This is a genomic window from Streptomyces sp. NPDC026659 (assembly GCF_040638245.1).
Lineage (GTDB): Bacteria > Actinomycetota > Actinomycetes > Streptomycetales > Streptomycetaceae > Streptomyces.
Window position 1 is genome coordinate 577,651 of record NZ_JBEZXY010000001.1, and the last position, 21,474, is coordinate 599,124.

Genomic DNA, 21,474 nt, shown 5'->3' on the forward strand with positions numbered 1-21,474 from the left:
GTCGAGTCGTCCGATTCAGTCGAGTCGTCCGAGTCGTCGGAGTCAGTCGAGTTCGTCGAGGAGGGCGAACAGCTCGTCGTCCGTCGCGGACTCCAGGTCCTCGTCGGCGTCGGAGGTGCGGGCGCCGTCGGGGTCGTTCGTGTGGGTGAGGGTCAGTAGTTCCTGCAGCCGTGCGGCGATCCGCTCGTGGGACCGGCGCCCGTCCGCGTCCGCGAACGCGGCACGCAGAGCGGCCTCCAGCCGGTCGATGTCCATCAGGACACCCGAAACGCCCAGGTCGGCGGACGCCTCAGCCGGTGCCAGCTCTGTGCCGAGGTGTGCGGCGAGGGCGGCCGGGGTGGGATGGTCGAAGGCGAGAGTGGTGGGCAGCCGGAGTCCGGTGGCGGTGCCGAGCTGGTTGCGGAGTTCGACGGCGGTCAGGGAGTCGAAGCCCAGCTCCAGGAAGGTCCGGCCGTCGTCGAGGTCGCCGGGATCGCCGTACCCCAGAACAGCGGCCACCTGGCCACGGACCAGATCCGTCAGGGCACGTTCCCGCTGGGCCGGAGTCAGGCCGGCCAGCCGCTGCGACCACGGGATCTCGGTGGGGGCGGCGGCCTGTACGGCACGACGGCGGGGGCGGTCCGGGATGAGCTTGCGGAGTATCGGTGCGGGGTCCGCCTGGGCCCGCAGTGCCGCCGTGTCGAGGCGGGTGATCGCGACGACCGGTTCACCGCTCTCCAGAGCGGCATCGAACAGCCCCATCGCGTCCTGGGAATCCAACGGGCGCAATCCCAGGCGCGACAACCGCCGCAGATCAGCCTCCGCGAGGTGACCCGTCAGCCCGCTCGACTGCCCCCACAGACCCCACGCCAAGGAGACACCCGGCAGACCAGCCGCCCGCCGGAACTCCACCAACCCGTCCAAGAACGCGTTACCCGCCGCGTAGTTCGCCTGACCCGCCGTCCCCAACACACCAGCCAGCGACGAATACACCACGAACGCCGACAGATCACACGACCGCGTCAGCTCATGCAGATTCCACGCCGCATCCACCTTCGGCCGCAGCACCCGCTCCAACTGCCCCTCGGACATCCCCGCCACGACACCGTCATCCACCACCCCCGCCACATGGACCACCGCCGACAACGACGTCTCAACTCCGGCGAGAACCCCTGCCAGCGACTCCCGGTCCCCCACATCACACGCGGCAAAAGACACCTCCACCGCCCCGAGACTCAGCAGCTCCTCCCGCAGCTCCTCAGCGCCCGGCACATCCCCACCACGACGCCCCACCAGCAGCAAACGCCGTACCCCGTGCTCCCTCACCAGGTGCCGGACCAACACCGAGCCCAGCGCACCCAGCGCACCCGTCACCAGTACCGTCCCCGCACCGAATGACGCACCCCCGGGCGCCGCAACGACCGGCACCAAACGCGGCACCAACAACCCGCCCCCACGCACCGCGACCTGCGCCTCGCCACACCCCAACGCCCCACCCAGCAAAGCCGGATCGACATCGAGATCCACGTCGACCAGCCCGAACCGCCCCGGGTTCTCCGTCACCGCCGACCGCACCAGACCCCACACACCCGCGACGCCCAGATCCGCTGCATCCCTCTCCCCGACAGCCACCCCACCCCGCGTCACGAACACCAACCGCGAATCCGCGAACCGCTCACCCGCCAGCCACCCCCGCACCAGACCCAGCACATCGACCGCCATCGACCGCGCCCGCGCAGCCAGTTCGGCGGTGTCGTCCGGGGTCGTAGGCAGGCGGACCAGGACGGTGTCCGGGACGTCCTGTGCGGGGAGTTCCGCCAGGTCCGGTACGGACTTGCCGTCGCCCAGCACCACCCAGTGCCCGGGGTCCGCGTCGGCCGGTGTTTCGAGCGCCGTCCATTCGACGCGCAGCAGGCCGTCCCTCGTGTCCCGCGCACCGGTGCCCGCGTCGCGCAGCGCGGCCTCCGACAGCGGGCGCAGGACGAGCGCGTCCACCGACGCCACCGGCATACCGGTCCCGTCCGCGACGGTCAGCGACACCGACTCGCCCCCGTCACCGGCGACGCCACCGGACTCGGACTCGGACCCAGTACCGGCACCGGCACCGGCGAACCGCAGCCGCACCCGCAACGCCGTCGCACCCACCGCATGGACCCGCGCCCCCTCCCAGGCGAACGGCACGACAGCCGCGCCGCCCTCCCGCGCCACCCCCGGCAGCACCGCATGCAAGGCGGCGTCCAGCAGAGCGGGATGCAGCGCGCATCCGGCCGCGTCGGCGCGCTGCTCCTCCCCGAGCACCACTTCCGCGTACAGCTCGCCCTTCTCGCCCCGCCAGAGTCGGCGCAGCCCCTGGAACGCAGGCCCGTAGCCGTAACCGGCCTCGTCGAGCCGCTCGTACGCCCCGTCCATGCCGACCTCCACCGCGCCCACGGGCGGCCAGGTCACGAGCTGCTCGGGTTCAGGCATGTCGGTGTCCGCGGTGACGAAGCCCTTCGCGCAGGTAGTCCAGCCGATGTCGGCCGAGCCGTCCGGGCGGGCGTGGATCTCCAGGGGGCGGCGCTCGTCGGCGCCGGGTGCGCCCACGACGGCCTGTATCTGCACGCCGCCGTGCTCGGGCACCACGAGGGGCGCCGACAGGGTCAGTTCCGACACCTCGGCGCAGCCGGCCTCCTCGCCCGCGCGGAGCGCCAGTTCCAGCAGGGCGGTGCCGGGGAGTACGGCCACGCCGTGCAGGGTGTGGTCGGCCAGCCACGGGTGGGCGGCGAGCGAGAGACGGCCGGTCAGCAGGTACGTGTCCTGGTCCGCCAGTGCGGTGGCGGCGCCGAGCAGCGGATGACCGGCGGGGCGCAGGCCGAGGCCCGCGGCGTCGGCGGCCTCGGGGGCCGGGGTCAGCCAGTAGCGGTCGCGGCGGAAGACGTAGGTGGGCAGGTCGACGCGGCGGGCACCGGGGAACGCCGAACTCGCCTCGAACGGGCCGCCGTCGAGGTGGGTGCGGGCGAGGGCGGTGGTGACGGTCGTCGGCTCCGGCCGTCCGGAGCGCAGGAGGGGGACGAGGGTCGCGCCGTCCCCGGTGAGGCACTGCTGCGCCAGGGCGGTGAGTACGCCGTCGGGGCCGAGTTCCAGATAGGCCGTGACTCCGGCCGCCTCCAGGAACCGTACGCCGTCCAGGAAGCGGACGGCGGCGCGGATGTGGTGGGCCCAGTAGTCGGGCGAGCACAGTTCGTCGGGCTTGGCAGGGTCGCCGCTGACGTCGGAGATCACGGGGATGCGCGGCTCGTGGAAGGTGACGTCGGCCAGGGCGGCGCGGAAGTCGTCCAGGACGGCGTCCATGTGCGGGGAGTGGAAGGCGTGGCTGACCGGGAGGCGCTTGGTCTTCCGGCCGCGCTCGCGCCAGAGCGCGGCGACGCGGTCCACCGCTTCGGCGTCGCCCGAGACGACCGTGGCGCGGGGTCCGTTGCACGCGGCCACGGCAATGGTGTCGCCGAAGGGTGCGAGCGTCTCGCGGACCTCGTCCTCGGCCGCCTCCAGGGCCGCCATCGCACCGCCCTCGCGGGCGGCCTGCATGAACCGTCCCCGGGCGGCGACGACCGCGCACGCGTCGGCCAGGTCCCACACCCCGGCCAGGTGCGCCGCGGTGACCTCGCCGATGGAGTGTCCGAGGAGGAAGTCGGGGACCACGCCGTGGTGTTCGAGCAGCCGGTACAGAGCGGTCTCGACGGCGAACAGGGCGGCCTGGGTGAAGGCGGTCTGGTCCAGCAGCGCCGAGTCCGCGGAGTTCTCGGGGGCGAACAGGACGTCCTTCAGCGGGCGGGAGAGAACCGGGTCGAGGTGGGCGCACACCGCGTCGAAGGCGGCGGCGAACACCGGTGCGCTCTCGTACAGTTCGCGGCCCATGCCGAGGCGCTGACTGCCCTGTCCGGTCAGCAGGAAGGCGGTACGGTTCCGGCCCTGGCCGGCGTCCGCGCCCCGTGGTCCGACGGCGCGCAGGACGTTCGGTGCGTCGGTGCCGTCGGCGAGCGTCTTCAGTCCGGTCAGCAGTTCATCGCGGGTGCCGCCGATGACCGCGGCACGCTGTTCCAGGGCGGCACGAGCCGTGGCCAGGGAGTAGCCCACGTCGACGGGGGCGAGATCGGGGTGCCGGGTGAGGTGCTCGTGCAGGCGCCGCGCCTGGGCGCGCAGGGCCGTCTCGTCCCGCCCGGAGACGAACCACGGCACCGGACTCGCCGCGCCACCGTCGACACGCGCGGGGTAGGTCGCGATGTCACCCTGCTCGACGATGACGTGCGCGTTCGTACCGCTGATCCCGAACGAGGACACCCCCGCCCGGCGAGGACGGCCGGACTCCGGCCACTCCCGCTCCTCCGTCAGTAGCCGGACCCCACCCGCGTCCCACTCCACATGCGGCGACGGCTCCTCCGCGTGCAACGTGCGCGGCAGCGTGCCATGCCGCATCGCCTCCACCATCTTGATCACACCACCGACACCCGCAGCCGCCTGCGCATGACCGATGTTCGACTTCAACGACCCCAACCACAAAGGAAGTTCAACCGGCCGGTCATGGCCGTAGGTCGCCAGCAGAGCCTGGGCCTCGATCGGATCGCCCAGCACCGTCCCGGTGCCATGCGCCTCCACCGCGTCCACATCCGACGCGACCAGCCCCGCACTCGCCAACGCCCGCCGAATCACCCGCTCCTGCGCCGGACCATTCGGAGCCGTCAACCCATTCGACGCACCGTCCTGATTCACCGCCGAACCACGAATGAGCCCCAGCACCTGGTGACCGTTGCGACGGGCATCCGACAACCGCTCCACCAACAGCAGCCCCACACCCTCCGACCACCCCGTGCCATCCGCCGCCGCCGAGAACGACTTGCACCGCCCGTCCGGAGCGAGACCGCGCTGCCGCGAGAACTCCACGAAAGTGTTCGGCCCCGACATGACCGTGACTCCACCGGCGAGGGCGAGATCGCACTCCCCCTGGCGCAGCGCGTTGGCGGCCAGATGCAACGCCACCAACGACGACGAGCACGCCGTGTCCACCGTCACCGCCGGACCCTCCAGCCCGAAGGTGTACGCCAGCCGCCCCGAGACGACGCTGGAGAGGTTGCCCGCCAGGAGGAAACCCTCGAACTCGCCCGGCGTCCTGGGCAGTCGGGAGGCGTAGTCGTCGTACATGGCGCCGGTGAAGACGCCGGTGGTGGAGCCGCGCAGGGTGGCCGGGTCGATGCCGGCGCTCTCGAAGGTCTCCCAGGCGGTCTGGAGGAGCAGGCGCTGCTGCGGGTCGGTGGCGATCGCCTCGCGCGGGGACATCCCGAAGAATCCGGCGTCGAACTCGTCGGCGTCGTAAAGGAAACCGCCGTGACGCGTGTACGACGTGCCCGTACGGTCCGGGTCCGGGTCGTACAGGGCGTCCACGTCCCAGCCCCGGTTCACCGGGAACTCCCCCACCGCGTCCACGCCGTCGGCCACCAGCCGCCACAGATCCTCCGGCGAGGTCACACCACCCGGATAACGGCACGCCATCCCCACGATCGCGATCGGCTCGTCCGAGGACGCCGAGGCCCGCTCCGGCAGCGCGGCGGAGGCCGGGGGTGTGATCCGGTCGAGGAGGTGGTCGGCGAGGGCCGTGGGTGAGGGGTGGTCGAAGACGGCGGTGGCGGGCAGCCGCAGCCCGGTCCGGTTGCCGAGCCGGTTGCGGAGTTCGACCGCGCCGAGGGAGTCGAGGCCGATGTCCTTGAAGGCGCGGTCGGGGGCGACGCCGGTGCGGTCCGCGTGTCCGAGCACCTCGGCGACGACGGCGCACACCAGGTCGAGTACCTCGTTCCGCCTTTCCTGGACGGGGAGTTGGGTCATGCGGTCGTGCCACGCCGAGGCGCCGCCTACCGGGGCGTCCGCCGCGGTGACGGTACGGCGCGTGGGGGCGGGGCCGGCCGGGCCGCGCAGGACCGTGGGCATCGGTTCCGTTCCGCCGCGCGGCCCGGCCGGGGTCAGGAGCGCCGGTACGAGCAGGGCGTCCCGCCCGTCGGCCAGCGCGCGGTCGAACAGGGCGAGGCCCTGCTCGGGGGTGAGCGGTGCGAAACCGGCTCGGGTCCAGCGGGCCAGGTCCGCGGTGCCGAGCGAGCCGCCCATGCCGTCGGCGGTGTCCCACAGGCCCCAGGCGAGGGAGAGGGCGGGCAGGCCGTGTGCGCGGCGGTGTGCGGCGAGGGCGTCGAGTCCGGCGTTGGCGGCGGCGTAGTTGGCCTGTCCGGCGGTGCCGACGAGGCCGGAGACGGAGGAGAACAGCACGAACGCGGTCAGCGGGAGTTCGCGGGTCAGCTCGTGCAGGTGCCGGGCGGCGGTGGTCTTGGGGTGCATGACCGCACGGAGCCGGTCGTCGGTGAGGGATTCCACGGTCGCGTCGTCGAGGACGCCCGCCGTGTGGACGACTGCGGTCAGCGGGTGCTCGGCGGGCACGCGGGCCAGCAGGGCGGCGAGGGCCTCGGGGTCGGCCGCGTCGGCGGCGGCCACGGTCACCTCGGCGCCCAGTGCGGTCAGTTCGGCCACCAGGTCACCGGCGCCCGGCGCGTCCGGTCCACGACGGCTCGCGAGGAGCAGCCGGCGTACGCCGTGCGTGGTCACCAGGTGCCGGGCGAGCAGTGCGCCGAGGCCACCGGTGCCGCCGGTGACGAGGACGGTTCCCCCGGTGCCGAGCGGTGTCGTGGTGTCGCTCGCCGCGTCGGCCCGCGCCTCCCGGGTCGCCCGCGTCTCCCTGGCCTCCCGGATCTCCGGTTCGGCGGGGGCCAGGCGCGGTACGTGGCACCGGCCTTCGCGGACCGCGACCTGGTCCTCGTCCAGGGCGAGTGCGGCCGTCAGGGCGTCGTCGTCGGCCGGGTCGTCGAGGTCGATCAGGGTGAAGCGGCCGGGGTGTTCGGACTGGGCCGAGCGGATCAGGCCCCACACCGGGGCGGCGGCCAGGCCGGGTACGTCCTCGCCGGGCAGGGCGGCGACGGCGCGGGTGGTGACCACGGCGAGGCGGGCGTCGGTGAGCCGCTCGTCGGCCAGCCACCGCTGCACGAGGCGCAGGGTCCGCACCGTGGCATCGGTGGTGAGGGCGCCGTCCGTCTCGTGCGCCTCGATCCGGACGACGGCGGTCCCGGTGTCGCGCACCTTCGTGAAGTCCGTGGTGTCGTCGCTCAGTTCGGTCCAGTCGACGGTGGCCGTGGGAGCGGGGACAGCGGGCCAGCGCAGTGCGTACAGCGGCTCCCGGGCGTCGGCCGTGACCGCGTCGGCGAGCCGGTCCCGGGCGACCGGGCGCAGCGCGAGCGAGGTCACGGTCGCGACGGGTTCGCCGGTCTGGTCGGCGAGGGTGAGGGCGGTGGTGCCGGTGCGGGCGTCGGTGGAGATGCGGGCGCGCAGTGCGGTGGCGCCGACGGCGTGCACGGCCAGGCCGGTCCAGGAGAACGGGAGTTGGATCTCGCCGGGTGCCGTGTCGAGCGCCGCGTGGAGGACGAGGGGATGGAGCACGGCGTCGAACAGGGCCGGGTGGAGGGCGAATTCGGCGGCGGTCTCGGTCTGGCCGTCGGGCAGTCGTACCTCCGCGTACAGGTCGCCGTCGGTGCCCCGCCACAGGGCGTGCAGACAGCGGAAGGCGGGGCCGTAGTCGTATCCGGCGGCGGCGAGGCGGTCGTAGGCGTCGGTGAGCGGTTCCGGGCGGGCACCCGTGGGCGGCCAGGTGCGCAGGGCGGTGGCCGGGTCGGCGGGCGGGGGCGTCGGGTCGAGGGTGCCCGAGGCGTGGCGGGTCCACGGATGCGGTGTGCCGTCGCCGTTCTCGGGGCGGGCGTGCACGGTGAACGGGCGGCTGCCGTCGGCGTCCGGTGCGCCGACCGTGATCTGCACCTGGGTCGCCTGACGCTCCGTCAGGGCGAGGGGCGCTTCCAGGGTGAGGTCGGCGACATAGGGGGTGCGGGTGCGGTCGCCCGCCGCGAGGGACAGTTCCAGGAAGGCGGTGGCCGGGACGAGGACGGTGCCGCCCACGGCGTGGTCGGCGAGCCAGGGCTGGTCGGCGAGGGACAGGCGGCCGGTGAGCACGGACTCGTCGCGGGTCGCCATGTCGACGGCGGCACCGAGCAGCGGGTGTGCGGAGGCATGCAGGCCGAGGCGTCGCGGGTCGCCGTCGGGGCGCGGGGCGAGCCAGAAGTGCTCGCGGCGGAAGGGGTAGGTCGGCAGGTCGACGGTCGTGGCGCCGGGGAAGAAGGAGGCGGGGTCGAGCGGGGCGCCCACGGCGTGCGCGGTGCCGAGCCCGTCGACGAGGGTGTCCGCCTCGGGGCGGCCCCGGCGGAGCAGCGCCACGGCGGTGGCGGGCCGGGCGGTGCGGTCGGCCGGGTCGGTCCGGTCGTCGAGGCAGCGGGCGGCAAGGGCGGTGAGGACGGCGTCGGGGCCGCACTCGACGAACACGGTCGCGCCGTCGTCGTGGAGGGTGGCGACGGCGTCGGCGAAGCGCACGGGGCGGCGGATCTGGCGGGTCCAGTACTCCGGCGAGCGCAGTTCGTCCTCGTCGGCGAGCCGCCCGGTGACGGTGGACACCAGGGGCACGACCGGTGCGTGGTAGGTCAGTTCGGCGGCCGTACGCCGGAACTCGTCGAGCACCTCGTCCATGTGCGGGGAGTGGAAGGCGTGGCTGACGGTGAGGCGGCGCTGCCTGCGGCCGCGGGCCGCCCAGTGCTCGGCGACCTCGGTCACGGCGTCGGCGTCCCCGGAGACGACCACGGAGTCGGGGGCGTTGACGGCGGCAAGGGCGACCCGGTCCTCGTAGCCCGCCAGGGTGGCCGTCATCTCCGCCTCGCTCGCCTCGACGGCGGCCATGGCACCGCCCTGCCGCGCGGACTGCATCAGCCGGCCTCGGGCGGCGACCAGCCGGGCCGCGTCCGGCGCCGACCACAGGCCCGCGACGTGCGCGGCGGCCAGTTCGCCGATGGAGTGTCCGGCGACGGCGTCCGGGGTCAGGCCGTGGTGTTCGAGGAGCCGGTGGAGGGCCACCTGGAAGGCGAACAGGGCGGGCTGGGCGTAACGGGTGGTGTGCAGCAGAGGAGTCGCCGCCTCGGTGCCGGCCGTGTCCTTGCCGTCGTCGCCGTCGTCACCGCCGAACATCACGGCGCGCAGCGGCCGGTCCAGGTACGGGTCCAGTTCGGCGCAGATCGCGTCCAGTGCCTCGGCGAAGACCGGGAACGCGGCGTACAGTTCGCGGCCCATGCCGACGTGCTGGGCGCCCTGTCCGGTGAACAGCATGGCCGTGCGCCCGGCGCGGGCGACGCTGCCGTGGGCCAGCCGGGGGTGGTCCTGGCCCAGGGCGAGGGCGTCGAGCCCGGCGAGCAGGTCGTCGGCGCGGGTGCCGGTGATCACGGCCCGCTCCTCGAAGGCGGTGCGGGTCGTGGCCAGGGAGAGGCCGATGTCGGCCGGTCCGGGAGCGGTGTTCCCGCGAAGGCCGTCAAGCTGCCGGTCACGCAGCCGGTCAAGCTGCCCGTCGCGCAGCCGGTCGCGCAGTCGTTCCGCCTGGGCGCGCAGCGCCTCGGTGTCCCGCCCGGAGAGCACCCACGGCACCGGGGTCGAGACCTCGGTGGCCGGTGGGGCCGGGTCGGGGTCGCCCTGCTCGACGACGACGTGGGCGTTGGTGCCGCTGATGCCGAACGACGACACGGCGGCCCGGCGCGGGCGGCCCGTGTCGGGCCAGTCCCTGGCCTCGGTGAGCAGTTCGGCGGCGCCGGAGGACCAGTCGACGTGCGGGGTGGGTGTGTCCACGTGCAGGGTGCGCGGCAGGACGCCGTGCCGCATCGCCTGCACCATCTTCATCAGTCCCGCCACGCCCGCGGCGGCCTGCGCGTGTCCGATGTTCGACTTCAGCGAGCCCAGGAAGACGGGCGCGGCGTTGTCCCGGTCCTGGCCGTAGGTGGCGAGGACGGCCTCGGCCTCGATGGGGTCGCCGAGGCTGGTGCCGGTGCCGTGCGCCTCGACGGCGTCGATGTCGGCGGGGGTGAGCCGGGCGTCGGCGAGGGCCTGGCGGATCACCCGTTCCTGGGACAGGCCGTTGGGCGCGGTCAGGCCGTTGGAGGCGCCGTCCTGGTTGACGGCGGTGCCGCGGATGACGCCCAGCACCCGGTGCCCGTGCCGGCGGGCGTCCGAGAGCCGCTCGACGAGCAGCAGCCCGACGCCCTCGGCCCATGACGTGCCGTCGGCGGACGCGGCGAAGGACTTGCTGCGCCCGTCGGCGGCCAGGCCGCGCTGGCGGGAGAACTCGACGAACATCCCCGGTGCCGACATCACCGCCACGCCGCCCGCCAGGGCGAGCGAGGACTCCCCGGAGCGCAGCGAACGCACCGCCATGTGCAGGCCCACGAGGGACGACGAGCAGGCGGTGTCGACGGTGACGGCCGGGCCGGTCAGGCCGAGCTGGTAGGCGATGCGGCCGGACATCACGCTCGCGGTGGTGCCGGTCAGGACATGGCCCTCCACCCCGTGGCCGGTCTCGTCCATGCGGGGGCCGTAGTCGAGCACGGTGCCGCCGATGAACACGCCGGTGCGACTGCCGTGCAGGGAGCGCGGGTCCAACCCCGCGCGTTCGACGGCCTCCCACGCCGTCTCCAGGAGCAGCCGCTGCTGCGGGTCCATGCCGAGGGCCTCGCGCGGCGAGATGCCGAAGAACGCGGCGTCGAACTCGCCCGCGTCGTGGAGGAATCCGCCGCGGTCGACCTGGCTGCCGCCGGGGCGGTCGGGGTCGTACAGGTGCGGGTCCCAGCCCCGGTCGGTGGGGAAGGGGGAGATCGCGTCGACGCCGTCGGCGACCAGCCGCCACAGGTCCTCCGGCGAGGCGACTCCTCCGGGGTAGCGGCAGGCCATGCCGATGATCGCGACGGGCTCGTCGTCCTGGCGGGCATCCGGTGCCGTGCCGGTTCCGTGCGGGTCTTGGTCGCCGTTGCCGCCGCCGTCGCCGTCGTCGTCGCCCAGCAGCCGGTACAGCAGGTGGTCGACGACGGCCGCGGGGGTGGGCCGGTCGAAGAGCAGGCCGCTGGGCAGCCGCAGTCCGGTCGCCGTGGCCAGCGCGTCGCGCAGTTCCACGGACATCAGCGAGTCGAAGCCCAGGTCCTTGAACGTGACGTCCGGACCGATCCGCGAGCCCGTGTCGTCGTCCGCGTCATGGCCCAGCACCGCGGCGATGTGCGCGTGCACGGTGTCGGTGAGCGTGCGGCGGCGCTCGGACTCGGGCAGCGCCGTCAGGCGCGCGCCGAGTCCGTCCGCCGTGCCGTCCGGTACGACGTCGTGGCGGGGCGCGTCCGGGACGGGGTCCGGCAGCGGGGCGGGGCGCCGGGTGGCTCCGTCGATCCAGTGCCGGGTGCGCTGGAACGCGTAGGTCGGCAGGTCGACGCGGTGGGCGCCGAGGCCGTCGTAGGCGGCCGTGAGGTCCACCCGGCCGCCGCGCACGAACACCGTGGCGAGCGCGGTGGCCAGGGTCCGCGCCTCGGGGCGTCCGGCCCTGAGGGCGGGTACGGCCACGGCCGCCTCCGGGTCGCGCACCGAGGCGTCCACCATGGCCGCGCACACGCCGTCGGGGCCGAGTTCCAGGTAGGTGGTGACGCCCTCGGCCTCCAGGGTCCGGGCCGCGTCGGCGAACCGCACCGGGCGGCGCACCTGCTCCACCCAGTAGTCGGGCGTGGCCAGTTCGGCGGCCCGCGTGGTCGTACCGGTGACGGTGGAGACGACCGGGATGCGGGCCGGGCGGAAGTCCAGGGGCGCGATCTCCTGGCGGAAGCGGGCCAACATCGGTTCCATCAGGGGTGAATGGAAGGCGTGCGAGACCTGGAGCCGCTTGGTCCTGCGTCCCCGTGCGGCGAGTACGGCGACGACGTCCGCGACGGCGTCCTCGGTGCCGGAGACCACCGTCGCGGCCGGGCCGTTGACGGCGGCGAGGCCCACCTCGTGCTCCCGCCCGGCCAGCAGCGCGGCGACCTCGTCCTCGGCGGCCTCCACGGCGACCATCGCCCCACCGGCGGGCAGCTCCTGCATCAACCGCCCCCTGGCAGCGACCAGTTGGGCGGCATCCGCCAGGGAGAGCACGCCCGCCACATGGGCGGCGGCGATCTCGCCGACGGAGTGACCGGCGACGAAGTCCGGCCGTACGCCCCACGACTCGGCCAGCCGGTAAAGGGCCACCTCCACGGCGAACAGGGCGGGCTGGGTGAAGCGGGTCTCGTCCAACTCCGTTCCCGAGGCGATCACTTCGCGCAGCGGTCGCGGCAGCAGCGGGTCGAGACGGGCGCACACCTCGTCGAAGGCGGCGGCGAACACCGGTGCGCTCTCGTACAGTTCGCGCCCCATGCCGAGTCGCTGACTGCCCTGCCCGGTGAAAACGACGCCGAGGCGGCCCGGCCGTACGGTGCCGGTCACGGCGTACGGCGACGGCCGGCCGTCGGCCACGGCGCGCAGGCCGCGCAGCAGCCCGTCGCGGTCCTCGGCGAGGACGACCGCGCGGTCGGGGTGGGCCGCGCGGGTCGCGGCCAGGGACCAGCCGATGTCGGGGAGTGCGGGTGCCTGCGGGGCGGCCGCGAGGTCGTGCAGCCGCGCGGCCTGGGCGCGCAGGGCGTCCCCGCCGCGCCCGGAGACCACCCAGGGCAGCACGCGTGGGCCGGCCTCGGGGGTGGCCGCCGGGGCGGCGGGGACGGTCCGGGGGGCCTCGGCGACCACGAGGTGGCAGTTGGTGCCACCCATGCCGAAGGAGCTGACGCCCGCGACCAGCCGGCGGTCGGGATGCGGCCAGGGGGTCGTCTCGCGCGGGACCGTCAGGCCGAGACCGGCCAGCGGGATCGCCGGGTTGGGGGTCTCGAAGTTGCGGTTGCCCGGCAGCAGCCGGTGCTTCAGGCCGAGCAGCACCTTCAGCAGCCCGGTCACCCCGGCCGCGCCCTCCAGATGCCCGACGTTGGTCTTGGCGGAGCCGATGAGCAACGGGTCGCCGCTCGCGCGCCCGGCGCCGAGCACCGCGCCCAGGGCGGCCGCCTCGACGGGGTCGCCGACCGGGGTGCCGGTGCCGTGGGCCTCGACGTACTGGACCGTGCGCGGGTCGACGCCCGCGCGCTGGTAGGCCGCCCGGATCACCTGCTCCTGGGCGGCGGCGCTGGGCACGGTCAGGCCGGGGGTGGCGCCGTCGTGGTTGACCGCGCTGCCGAGGAGGACCCCGTGGACGCGGTCGCCGTCGGCCAGCGCGCGGTCGAGCGGCTTGAGGACGACCACACCGGCGCCCTCTCCGGGGACGAAGCCGTTGGCGCGGGCGTCGAAGGCGTAGCTCTCCCCGTCCGGCGACAGCGCCCCGAACCGCTCCTCGGTGAGGGTGGTCCCGGCCAGGAGGTTGAGGTTCACCCCGGCCGCGATCGCGGTGTCGGCCTCCCCGGAGCGCAGGCTCTCGCAGGCCAGGTGCACGGCGACCAGGGACGAGGACTGGGCGGTGTCCACGGTCAGGCTCGGCCCGCGCAGGTCCAGGAAGTAGGAGACGCGGTTGGCGATCAGGCCGCGGTTCAGGCCGGTCATCGTGTGCTGGGTGATCGCCTCGGTGCCGTGCTGGTGGACCAGGCCCGCGTAGTCGTCGCGGAGCGTGCCGACGAACACCGCCGTACGGCTGCCGCGCAGGGTGCCGGGGACGATCCCGGCGTCCTCCAGCGCCTCCCAGGCCAGTTCGAGGACGAGGCGCTGCTGCGGGTCCGTCACGGCGGCCTCGCGCGGGGAGATGCCGAAGAACGCCGCGTCGAAATCGGCGATTCCGTCGAGAAATCCGCCGCGCCTGCCGTGCGGCCCTTCGGTGAGGGCGCTCCCGCCGTTCTCCAGCATCGTCCAGAACGCCTCCGGACCGGACGCCATCGGAAGTCGGCACGACATCCCCACGACAGCGATTTCGTTCATTCCCGTCCCCCAAAGAGGATTCTGGAGAGCTTCTGGACAAGGCGATACGGCGGGTCGTCCGCGAATGTGATCGCCAGTCTGCCGAAGTGCGCCCCAACACCCAGTAACGCACTGGTAATCCGCTTGTGCGGCGGTAAAGGTGAGCAGGGCGTTGCCCGGCGATGAGAAGGCGGTGACGGTGGTGCGGTTACGTTCGAGCGGCGCTCACACACCGGCTTCGAGACCAAAGAAAGTGGGAGCAACCTCGACATGTCCAGCACCCTCGAAGAACTCACCCGTACCGCCGAAGAGCACGGCAGGCTCTACGTCGAGGCGTTCAACGCCGGCGACGTCGACGTCCTCAAGGCCATGTACACCGAAGACGCCGTCTCGGTCTGGGAGCCGGGCAACCCGCTGACCGGAAAGGAGCGTGAGGCCTCGCTCGCCGAGTTCGTCGCGCAGAAGCCGAAGATGACGGCGACGCTGCGGGAGGCGCACGTCACGTCGAACACCGCGCTCCTGGTGGTGGACTGGGCGATCGACCTTTCCACGCCGGAGGGCGACGAGCACCTGGAGGGAACGGGTCTCGACGTGCTGCGGCTCGGCCCGGACGGGAAATGGCGGTTCGCCATCGACAATCCCTTCGGCGCGGAGAGCTGACCCTCACGGCGATCCGGTGGCCATGACACGGAGGGGAATTTCCGCGTCATGGCCACATTGCCGTGCCATGGCCACATTGCCGTGCCCGGACCACGGGCAATTCACCGTTCCGTTTCCAGTACGTCCGACCCGTGAAGGGAAGCCGTGAATTCATCCGTTCCCCCTCTGTCGGCCGGGGGCGCCGCATTCGTGCGGCGCGCGCACGGCCTGTACATCGGCGGGGCGTTCGTGCCCGCCGCCGACGGAAGGACTTTCGCGACGTACGACCCGTCCACGGCGGCACACATCGCGGACGTCCCGTACGCGGGCCCCGCCGACGTCGACGCGGCGGTGGCCGCGGCCCGCTCGGCGCTGGACGGCGCCTGGGGCGCGCTGCCCGCGCTGGTGCGCAGCCGGCTGCTGGTCCGGCTCGCCGAGCTCGTCGAGGAGAACGCGGCGGAGCTCGCCGAGATCGAGGCGCTCGACGGCGGCAAGCCCGTCTCGGTGAACGAGGCCATGGACCTGCCCGCGGCGATCGAGCACTTCCGCTACTACAGCGGCTGGCCCACGAAGATCGAGGGCGCGACGATCCCCGTGTATCTGCCCGACACCCTGTGCTACACGCGCAAGGAGCCGGTGGGGGTGTGCGCGCAGATCATCCCGTGGAACTACCCGCTGATGATGGCCGCGTGGAAGCTGGCACCGGCGCTGGCCGCGGGCTGCGCGGTGGTGCTCAAGCCCGCCGAGCAGACCCCGCTGTCGGCCCTGCGCCTGGCGGAGCTGGTCGAGGAGGCGGGCTTCCCGCCGGGCACCGTCAACGTCCTCACCGGGGACGGCACGACGGGCGCCGCCCTCGCCGACCACGACGGCGTCGACAAGATCGCGTTCACCGGGTCCACGGAGGTGGGCCGCGAGATCGCCGCGCGGGCCGGGGCGCGGCTGAAGCGGGTGACGCTGGAACTGGGCGGCAAGAACCCGAACATCGTGCTCGCGGACGCCGACCTCGACGCGGCGGTGGCGGGCGCGTTCGACGGGATCTACTTCAACAGCGGGCAGACCTGTATCGCCGCGTCCCGGCTGTACGTGCACCGCAGCCGGTACGAGGAGATGGTGGGCCGGCTGGCCGAGGCGGCCGCCAAGGCCGAGGTGGGACCGGCGCTGGACCGGGCGACCCGGTTCGGTCCGCTGGTCTCGGCCGAGCAGTACGACCGGGTCCGCGGCTACCTCCGGGACGGCGTGGCCGCCGGGGCCACCCTGCGCGCGGGCGAGGTGCCCGTCGAGTCCCCCGAGGGCGGCTACTACGTCCGTCCGGCCCTGTTCACCGACATCACGCCCGGGATGCGGATCACGCGGGAGGAGATCTTCGGTCCCGTTCTGGTCGCCGCTCCGTTCGACGAGACCGACGAGGCGGTGGCGCTGGCGAACGACACCCCGTACGGGCTCGCCGCCGGTGTATGGACGCGGAGTCTGGCGCAGGCCCACACCCTCGCCGCGCGTCTGCGCAGCGGCATGGTCTACCTCAACTCCTGGGCGTCCGGCGACCCGGCGGCCCCCTTCGGTGGTGTCAAGGCCTCGGGGATCGGCCGGGAGATGGGCCAGGCCAACCTGGACGCGTACCTGGAGACCAAGACGGTGTGGACGAACCTGGCTCCGTGACACGCCCGCGATGCCGTACGCCCCCGGTCTCCGCCGAGACCGGGAGCGTACGGCGTCGAGGGGTCAGACCGTGTGCTTCGCGCGGGTGAACACCGGCAGGGTGGCGTGCCCGTTGGAGACGAAGGACTCCAACGAGCCGAGCGTGTCGACGGGTTCGGCCAGGGTCAGGTCCGGGAACCGCTCGAAGAGGGCCGGGAGCGCGATCAGTGCCTCCAGGCGCGCCAGCGGGGCTCCCACGCAGTAGTGCACGCCGTGCCCGAAGGACAGATGGTCCCCCCGGGTCGGCCGGGTGATGTCGAAGGTGTCCGCGCTGTCGCCGTGGACCTTCGGATCGCGGCCCACGCCCGCGAAGTTGACGAGGATGGCGTCGCCCTTGGCGATCACCACGTCGTCCAGTTCGATGTCCTCGACGGCGTACCTGAGCGGGAGGCTGCCGAGTGGCGAGTGCGCCCGCAGGGTCTCCTCGACCACGTCCTCCCAGGAGGCACGGCCCGAGCGCACCAGCTCCAGCTGCCGGGGGTCGCCGAGCAGGGCGCAGATGGCCTGGTCGAGCAGGTTGACCGTGGTCTCGTGGCCGGCGGTGTACATCAGGAACAGGGTGTCGATCAGTTCCCGCTCCGACAGCCCCGTGCCGCCGTCCTGCTGGTCGTCGCGGGCCGCGATGAGGTCGCTGGCGAGGTCGTCGCCGGGGTGGGCGCGCTTGTCCGCGATGAAGTCCGCGGCGAGGGTGTAGAGCGCGATCTCGTTGGCCCGCGCCTCCTCCTCGGACGTCGTGGTCTGGAAGATGGTGGCCATCATGGTCATCAGCCGCGTGCGCACGTCGTCGGGTATGCCTAGCAGGTCGGAGATCACCCGCGTGGGCAGCGGATAGGCGAACTGCTCGCGCAGATCGACGGGTTCGTCGCCCGGCGCGGCGGCCACGGCGTCCAGCAGCTCCGCGGTGACGGCCTCGATGCGCGGGCGCAGGGCGGCGGTGCGCCGGGCGGTGAAGGCCTTGGCGACCAGCTTGCGCAGCCGGGTGTGCTCGGCGCCGTACGCGGTGATCATGTTGCGGTCCTGGACCCAGATGGACAGGGGCCAGGACGTGGCCAGTTCGCCCTCGCCGTTCTCCCAGGCGGGCCAGTGGCGGTAGGCGTCGCGCGAGACCCGGGGGTCGGTCAGCAGCCGCTTGACGAGGGCCTGGTCGGTGACCGACCAGGCGGGCACGCCGCCGGGCAGTTCCACCCGGGCCGCCGGTCCCCGCTCACGCAGCGCGGCCGCCTCCCCGTGAATGTCACGGCCCGTGGGATCGATGGCGAACGGGCAGGATTCTTCGGTCACGGTCGTCTCCCCTGGTGCGGTCGGTCGGAACTCTGCGAAGGTCGCGGGAAACCGCAGCCTAGAGAAGTCCTGTAATCCGCCGCTCATGCCTCGGTCTTCACCCCCTTTCACTTACCTCCAGGTAACCACTGACTTGCATGTTCGTACTTGTGACCTCCGTTTCCATGCGTGAGTCTGAGACGACGACTGGAAGGCATGTCTTGGCTCATCGCTTTCCGCGCGGATCCGTTGAGAGGAATTCATGAGCACGTACGCGGGCAAGAAAGCCGTTGTCACCGGCGGAACCATCGGAATGGGCCTTGCCACGGCAAAGGCTCTGGTCAAGGCCGGCGGCGAAGTCATTGTCACGGGCCGGAACGAGAAGAACCTGGAGGCCGCCCAGACCGAACTCGGTCCCCGGGGCCACGCCGTCCGTTCCGACACCGCGCAGCTGAGCGACATCGACGCGCTGGGCGGGATCGTCGAGGAGAAGCTCGGCGAGATCGACCTGCTGTTCGTCAACGCCGGTTTCGCACAGCCCGGTCCGTTCGGCCATGTGACCGAGGAGCTGTTCGACACCACCTTCGCGATCAACACGAAGGGCGCGTTCTTCACCGCCCAGCGCCTCGCGCCGCTGATCAAGGACGGTGGCTCGATCATCTTCACCACGTCCGTCGCCAACGACTCCGGCAACCCCGGCATGGGCCCGTACGCGGGCTCGAAGGCCGCGGTGCGGGCGTTCACCAAGGTCATCGCGGCCGAGCTGCTGCCCCGGAACATCCGGGTCAACGCCGTGAGCCCCGGCTTCATCCACACCCCGACCGCGGGCATCACCGGCGCCTCGCCCGAGATGCTGCAGGCGTTCGAGAAGATCGGTGACGAGATCACGCCGATGCGCCGCCACGGCTCGTCCGAGGAGATCGCCCGCGCCGTGCTGTTCCTGGCCTTCGACGCCACGTTCACGACCGGCGAGGAACTGAACGTGGACGGCGGCCTCGGCCAGCGCATCAACCGGCCGCAGGGCCAGTGACGCTCCGTCGGCTCCGCGGGGGGAATGCCTGACCCCGGCCGGAGAGCCGACGACCGCGAAGCGGAATTACCGGGTGCCCGGACGAATCCCGAATTCGTCCGGGCACCCGGCTTTTCAATGACGGCCGCACCCGCGGTTTTCCGCCCCGGGCCCGGACTTCGGCCGAGAACAGCCGGTTACCGCGCCATGACTGCGTTCCGTGTCCGCTCTGCCAGGCTGCCGGTGTTGCCCCTGACGGACAAGGAGACGGCAATGCCGACGCATGCAGTCGACGTGGCATCCCTGGTGGATGCGGTGCGAGAAATCGCCCCCAGGCTCAAGGAGAACGGGCTGGAGGCGGAGGACCGCCGCTGGCTGCCCGAGGAGAACCTCCGGCTCCTCGAAGAGGCCGGTGTGTTCCGCATGGCCACCCCGAAGGTCTTCGGCGGCCTGGAGCTCTCGGTCGCCGACCAGGCCGCGGTCCTTGCCGAGATCGCCCGCGCGGACGTGTCCACCAGCTGGATCGCCAGTGTGTGGGTGTCCAGCGCCTGGATGATCACGCTGTTCCCGGAGGAGATCCAGAAGGAGATCTTCGCGACGCCCGACGTGCGCATCTCCGGCGGGTTCACGCCGTCCGGCGTGCTGACGCCCACCGAGGGCGGCTTCGTCCTGAACGGCTCCTGGAAGTTCAACTCCGGCTGCCGCGGCGCCCAGTGGAACGTGGCCACCTCTCTTGTGCAGCACCCCGACGGCACGGTCGAAGAGGCGATCGCGATGGTGCCGATGGGGGAGTTCACCCTCGAGGACGACTGGCACACCTCGTCCGTCGCCGCGACCGGCAGCTGCACCTCGACGGCCACCGACGTGTTCGTCCCGGCACACCGCGTCGTGCCGACCGACCCGGCCGCGTTCGAGGCCGCGCTCGCGGACCTCCCGGCGGACTGGCAGCCCACGGGCCGCGAGTACGGCCTGTACAGCTACATCATCTCCCAGGGCGTGGCCACGCTGATCGGCGCGGCCCGCGGCGCCCTGGACGCGTTCGTCGAGCGGCTGCCCGGCCGGGGCATCACGTACACGTCCTGGACCGACCAGACGCGGCACCCGCTCACCCAGATCCAGGTCGCCACGGCGGACGCGAAGATCGCCGCCGCCGAGGCCCTGATGCACCGCACGTACGAGACCCTCCAGCGGCGCGCCGACGCCGGCGAGCAGCTCACGCTCGAGGAGCGGGCGGCGGTGCGCGGCCACAGCGCCTACGCGGTGCAACTGGCCAAGGAGGCGGTGGACGTGCTCTACAACGCCAGCGGCGCCACCGCGATCCAGCGCAGGGTCCCCATCCAGCGGTTCCACCGCGACATCCAGGGCCTCGCCCTGCACGGAATGATCCTGCTCTCCTCCAGCCTCGAGGTCCACGGCCGGGTCCTGCTCGGCCTCGACCCCGACACTCCGCTGCTCTAGACCGATCCCTCCTTCCGGCGTTCGCGTTCGGGGGGTGCAACACCGAAGGATGCAATGTGAACAAGGACAGACGCCTGCCCAACGCTTCGGCGCCCCGCAGGCTGCCGCGCCGTACCGTGCTCAAGGCAGGCGGCCTTACGGCCCTCGCGGTACCGGCGGCGACCGCACCGGCGTTCGCCTCGTCCCTGGTCTCCCCCAGGGACGAGGCACCCGACACGGTCTACGACGTCATCGTGATCGGCGCCGGTTACGCCGGTGTCACCGCCGCCCGCGAGCTGCGGGCGAAGGGGCTGCGGCCGCTGATCCTGGAGGCGCGCGACCGCATCGGCGGCCGCACCTTCACCTCCACCTTCCTCGACCAGCAGATCGAGGTCGGCGCGCAGTGGATCGGCCCGACGCAGCCCCTGATCAACGCGGAGCTGAAGCGGTACGGCATCGGCACGCTCTCCGGCACACCGCCGACCCGCCTGATCATGCCGTCCGGCGGGGGCTTCAAGGAGTTCCCGCCGGACGAGGTCGACGCGCGTTACGGCGACCTGATGAACCGGCTCTTCGAGGGCGCCCAGGATCTCTTCCCGCGCCCGACCGATCCGCTGTACCGCAAGGACCTGGTCGCCGCGGCGGACGGGCTCTCCCTGCGCGACCGGCTCGACCGGCTGCGGCTGTCCGCCGACGACGAGAGCTGGCTCAGCGGTACGACCGCAGGCTACTCGGGCGGTTCCAGTGCCACGGGCGCCTACACGGCCCTCGCCCAGTGGTGGTCGCTGGCCGGGTACAACGTGGCGGGGTACGAGGCCGTCATGTCCCAGCGCCTCGCGGGCGGCATGACCGGGCTGCTGCAGGCCATGCTCAACGACGCGGGGGCCACGCTGCGCCTGAATTCGCCCGTGGTCTCGGTGGCCGACGACGGCGGCAAGGTCAAGGTGACCGTGCGGTCCGGGCAGGTCCACCAGGCGCGGGCCGTCGTGGTCGCCGTACCGGTGAACGTGTGGAAGAGCATCTCCTTCCGTCCCGGGCTGCCGAAGGTGCACCAGGCGGCCACCACCCAGGGCGTCGGGGTGCCGTACAGCGGAAAGCTGTGGATGCAGGTCAGCGGGCTCTCCGACCGGGTGGCGGCACGCGGCGCGGAGGGCAGTCCGTTCACCACCCTGCTCTCCCAGGCGAATGTGACCGGCGGCCAGCTCATGGTCGGCTTCAACAGCCTGCCGGTCCTGGACGGCGCCGACACCGGCGCGGTGCAGGACGCCGTGCGGAAGTTCCTGCCCGATGTGCGGGTGCTGCAGGTGCTGGCGCACGACTGGGGCAAGGACCCGTATTCCCAGGGTGGTTGGGCGCTACGGCGGCCGGGGCAGCTCATCGCCCAGCTGCCCGCGATCCAGCAGCCGCAGGGCCGGGTGTCGTTCGCGAGCGGTGACATAGCCACCGGCTGGGTCGGCTTCGTGGAGGGTGCCATCGAGTCGGGGCTGCGGGCCGCGCAGCAGGTGCTCAAGATGACACAGGGGGCGCGGAGCCTCACCGCCTCCTGACGGACGCGGCGG

Annotated in this window: 7 protein-coding genes; 5 read left to right on the top strand and 2 right to left on the bottom strand. The window is 72.9% G+C overall.

Annotated features, from left to right (window positions below):
* Positions 1-42 precede the first annotated feature (42 nt).
* A complete protein-coding gene (locus tag AB0E91_RS02610) occupies positions 43-13,896 on the bottom strand; it encodes a type I polyketide synthase (RefSeq protein WP_361773987.1) in 13,854 nt (4,617 codons plus the stop codon).
* 249 nt (positions 13,897-14,145) lie between these two features.
* On the opposite strand from AB0E91_RS02610, the gene AB0E91_RS02615 reads away from it, so the two are divergent.
* Both AB0E91_RS02615 and AB0E91_RS02620 read left to right on the top strand, forming a co-directional pair.
* Positions 14,146-14,535 (top strand): nuclear transport factor 2 family protein, encoded by a 390-nt coding sequence (locus AB0E91_RS02615; RefSeq protein ID WP_361773990.1) that lies wholly within the window; start codon positions 14,146-14,148, stop codon positions 14,533-14,535.
* 189 nt (positions 14,536-14,724) lie between these two features.
* A complete protein-coding gene (locus tag AB0E91_RS02620) occupies positions 14,725-16,170 on the top strand; it encodes an aldehyde dehydrogenase family protein (RefSeq protein ID WP_361773993.1) in 1,446 nt (481 codons plus the stop codon).
* 63 nt (positions 16,171-16,233) lie between these two features.
* Here AB0E91_RS02620 and AB0E91_RS02625 read toward each other — a convergent pair whose 3' ends face one another.
* The gene (locus AB0E91_RS02625) at positions 16,234-17,490 is read right to left on the bottom strand and encodes a cytochrome P450 (protein WP_361773996.1); all 1,257 of its coding nucleotides are present in this window, start codon (positions 17,488-17,490) and stop codon (positions 16,234-16,236) included.
* A gap of 241 nt (positions 17,491-17,731) precedes the next feature.
* Here AB0E91_RS02625 and AB0E91_RS02630 point away from each other — a divergent pair, with 241 nt between their 5' ends.
* The 3 genes from AB0E91_RS02630 (at position 17,732) to AB0E91_RS02640 (ending at position 21,462) form a co-directional block, all read left to right on the top strand.
* A complete protein-coding gene (locus AB0E91_RS02630; protein ID WP_361773998.1) occupies positions 17,732-18,499 on the top strand; it encodes an SDR family oxidoreductase in 768 nt (255 codons plus the stop codon).
* A gap of 252 nt (positions 18,500-18,751) precedes the next feature.
* A complete protein-coding gene (locus tag AB0E91_RS02635) occupies positions 18,752-19,936 on the top strand; it encodes an acyl-CoA dehydrogenase family protein (RefSeq protein WP_361774001.1) in 1,185 nt (394 codons plus the stop codon).
* 56 nt (positions 19,937-19,992) lie between these two features.
* Positions 19,993-21,462: an FAD-dependent oxidoreductase gene (locus AB0E91_RS02640; protein WP_361774004.1), complete on the top strand. Its 1,470-nt coding sequence runs from the start codon at positions 19,993-19,995 to the stop codon at positions 21,460-21,462.
* The last annotated feature ends 12 nt before the right edge of the window (positions 21,463-21,474 follow it).

Bases quoted from the DNA above. Each gene is read 5' to 3' on its own strand.
- AB0E91_RS02610 (WP_361773987.1), bottom strand. From the start codon at position 13,896: ATGAACGAAATCGCTGTCGTGGGGATGTCGTGCCGACTTCCGATGGCG.
- AB0E91_RS02615 (WP_361773990.1), top strand. From the start codon at position 14,146: ATGTCCAGCACCCTCGAAGAACTCACCCGTACCGCCGAAGAGCACGGC.
- AB0E91_RS02630 (WP_361773998.1), top strand. From the start codon at position 17,732: ATGAGCACGTACGCGGGCAAGAAAGCCGTTGTCACCGGCGGAACCATC.
- AB0E91_RS02635 (WP_361774001.1), top strand. From the start codon at position 18,752: ATGCCGACGCATGCAGTCGACGTGGCATCCCTGGTGGATGCGGTGCGA.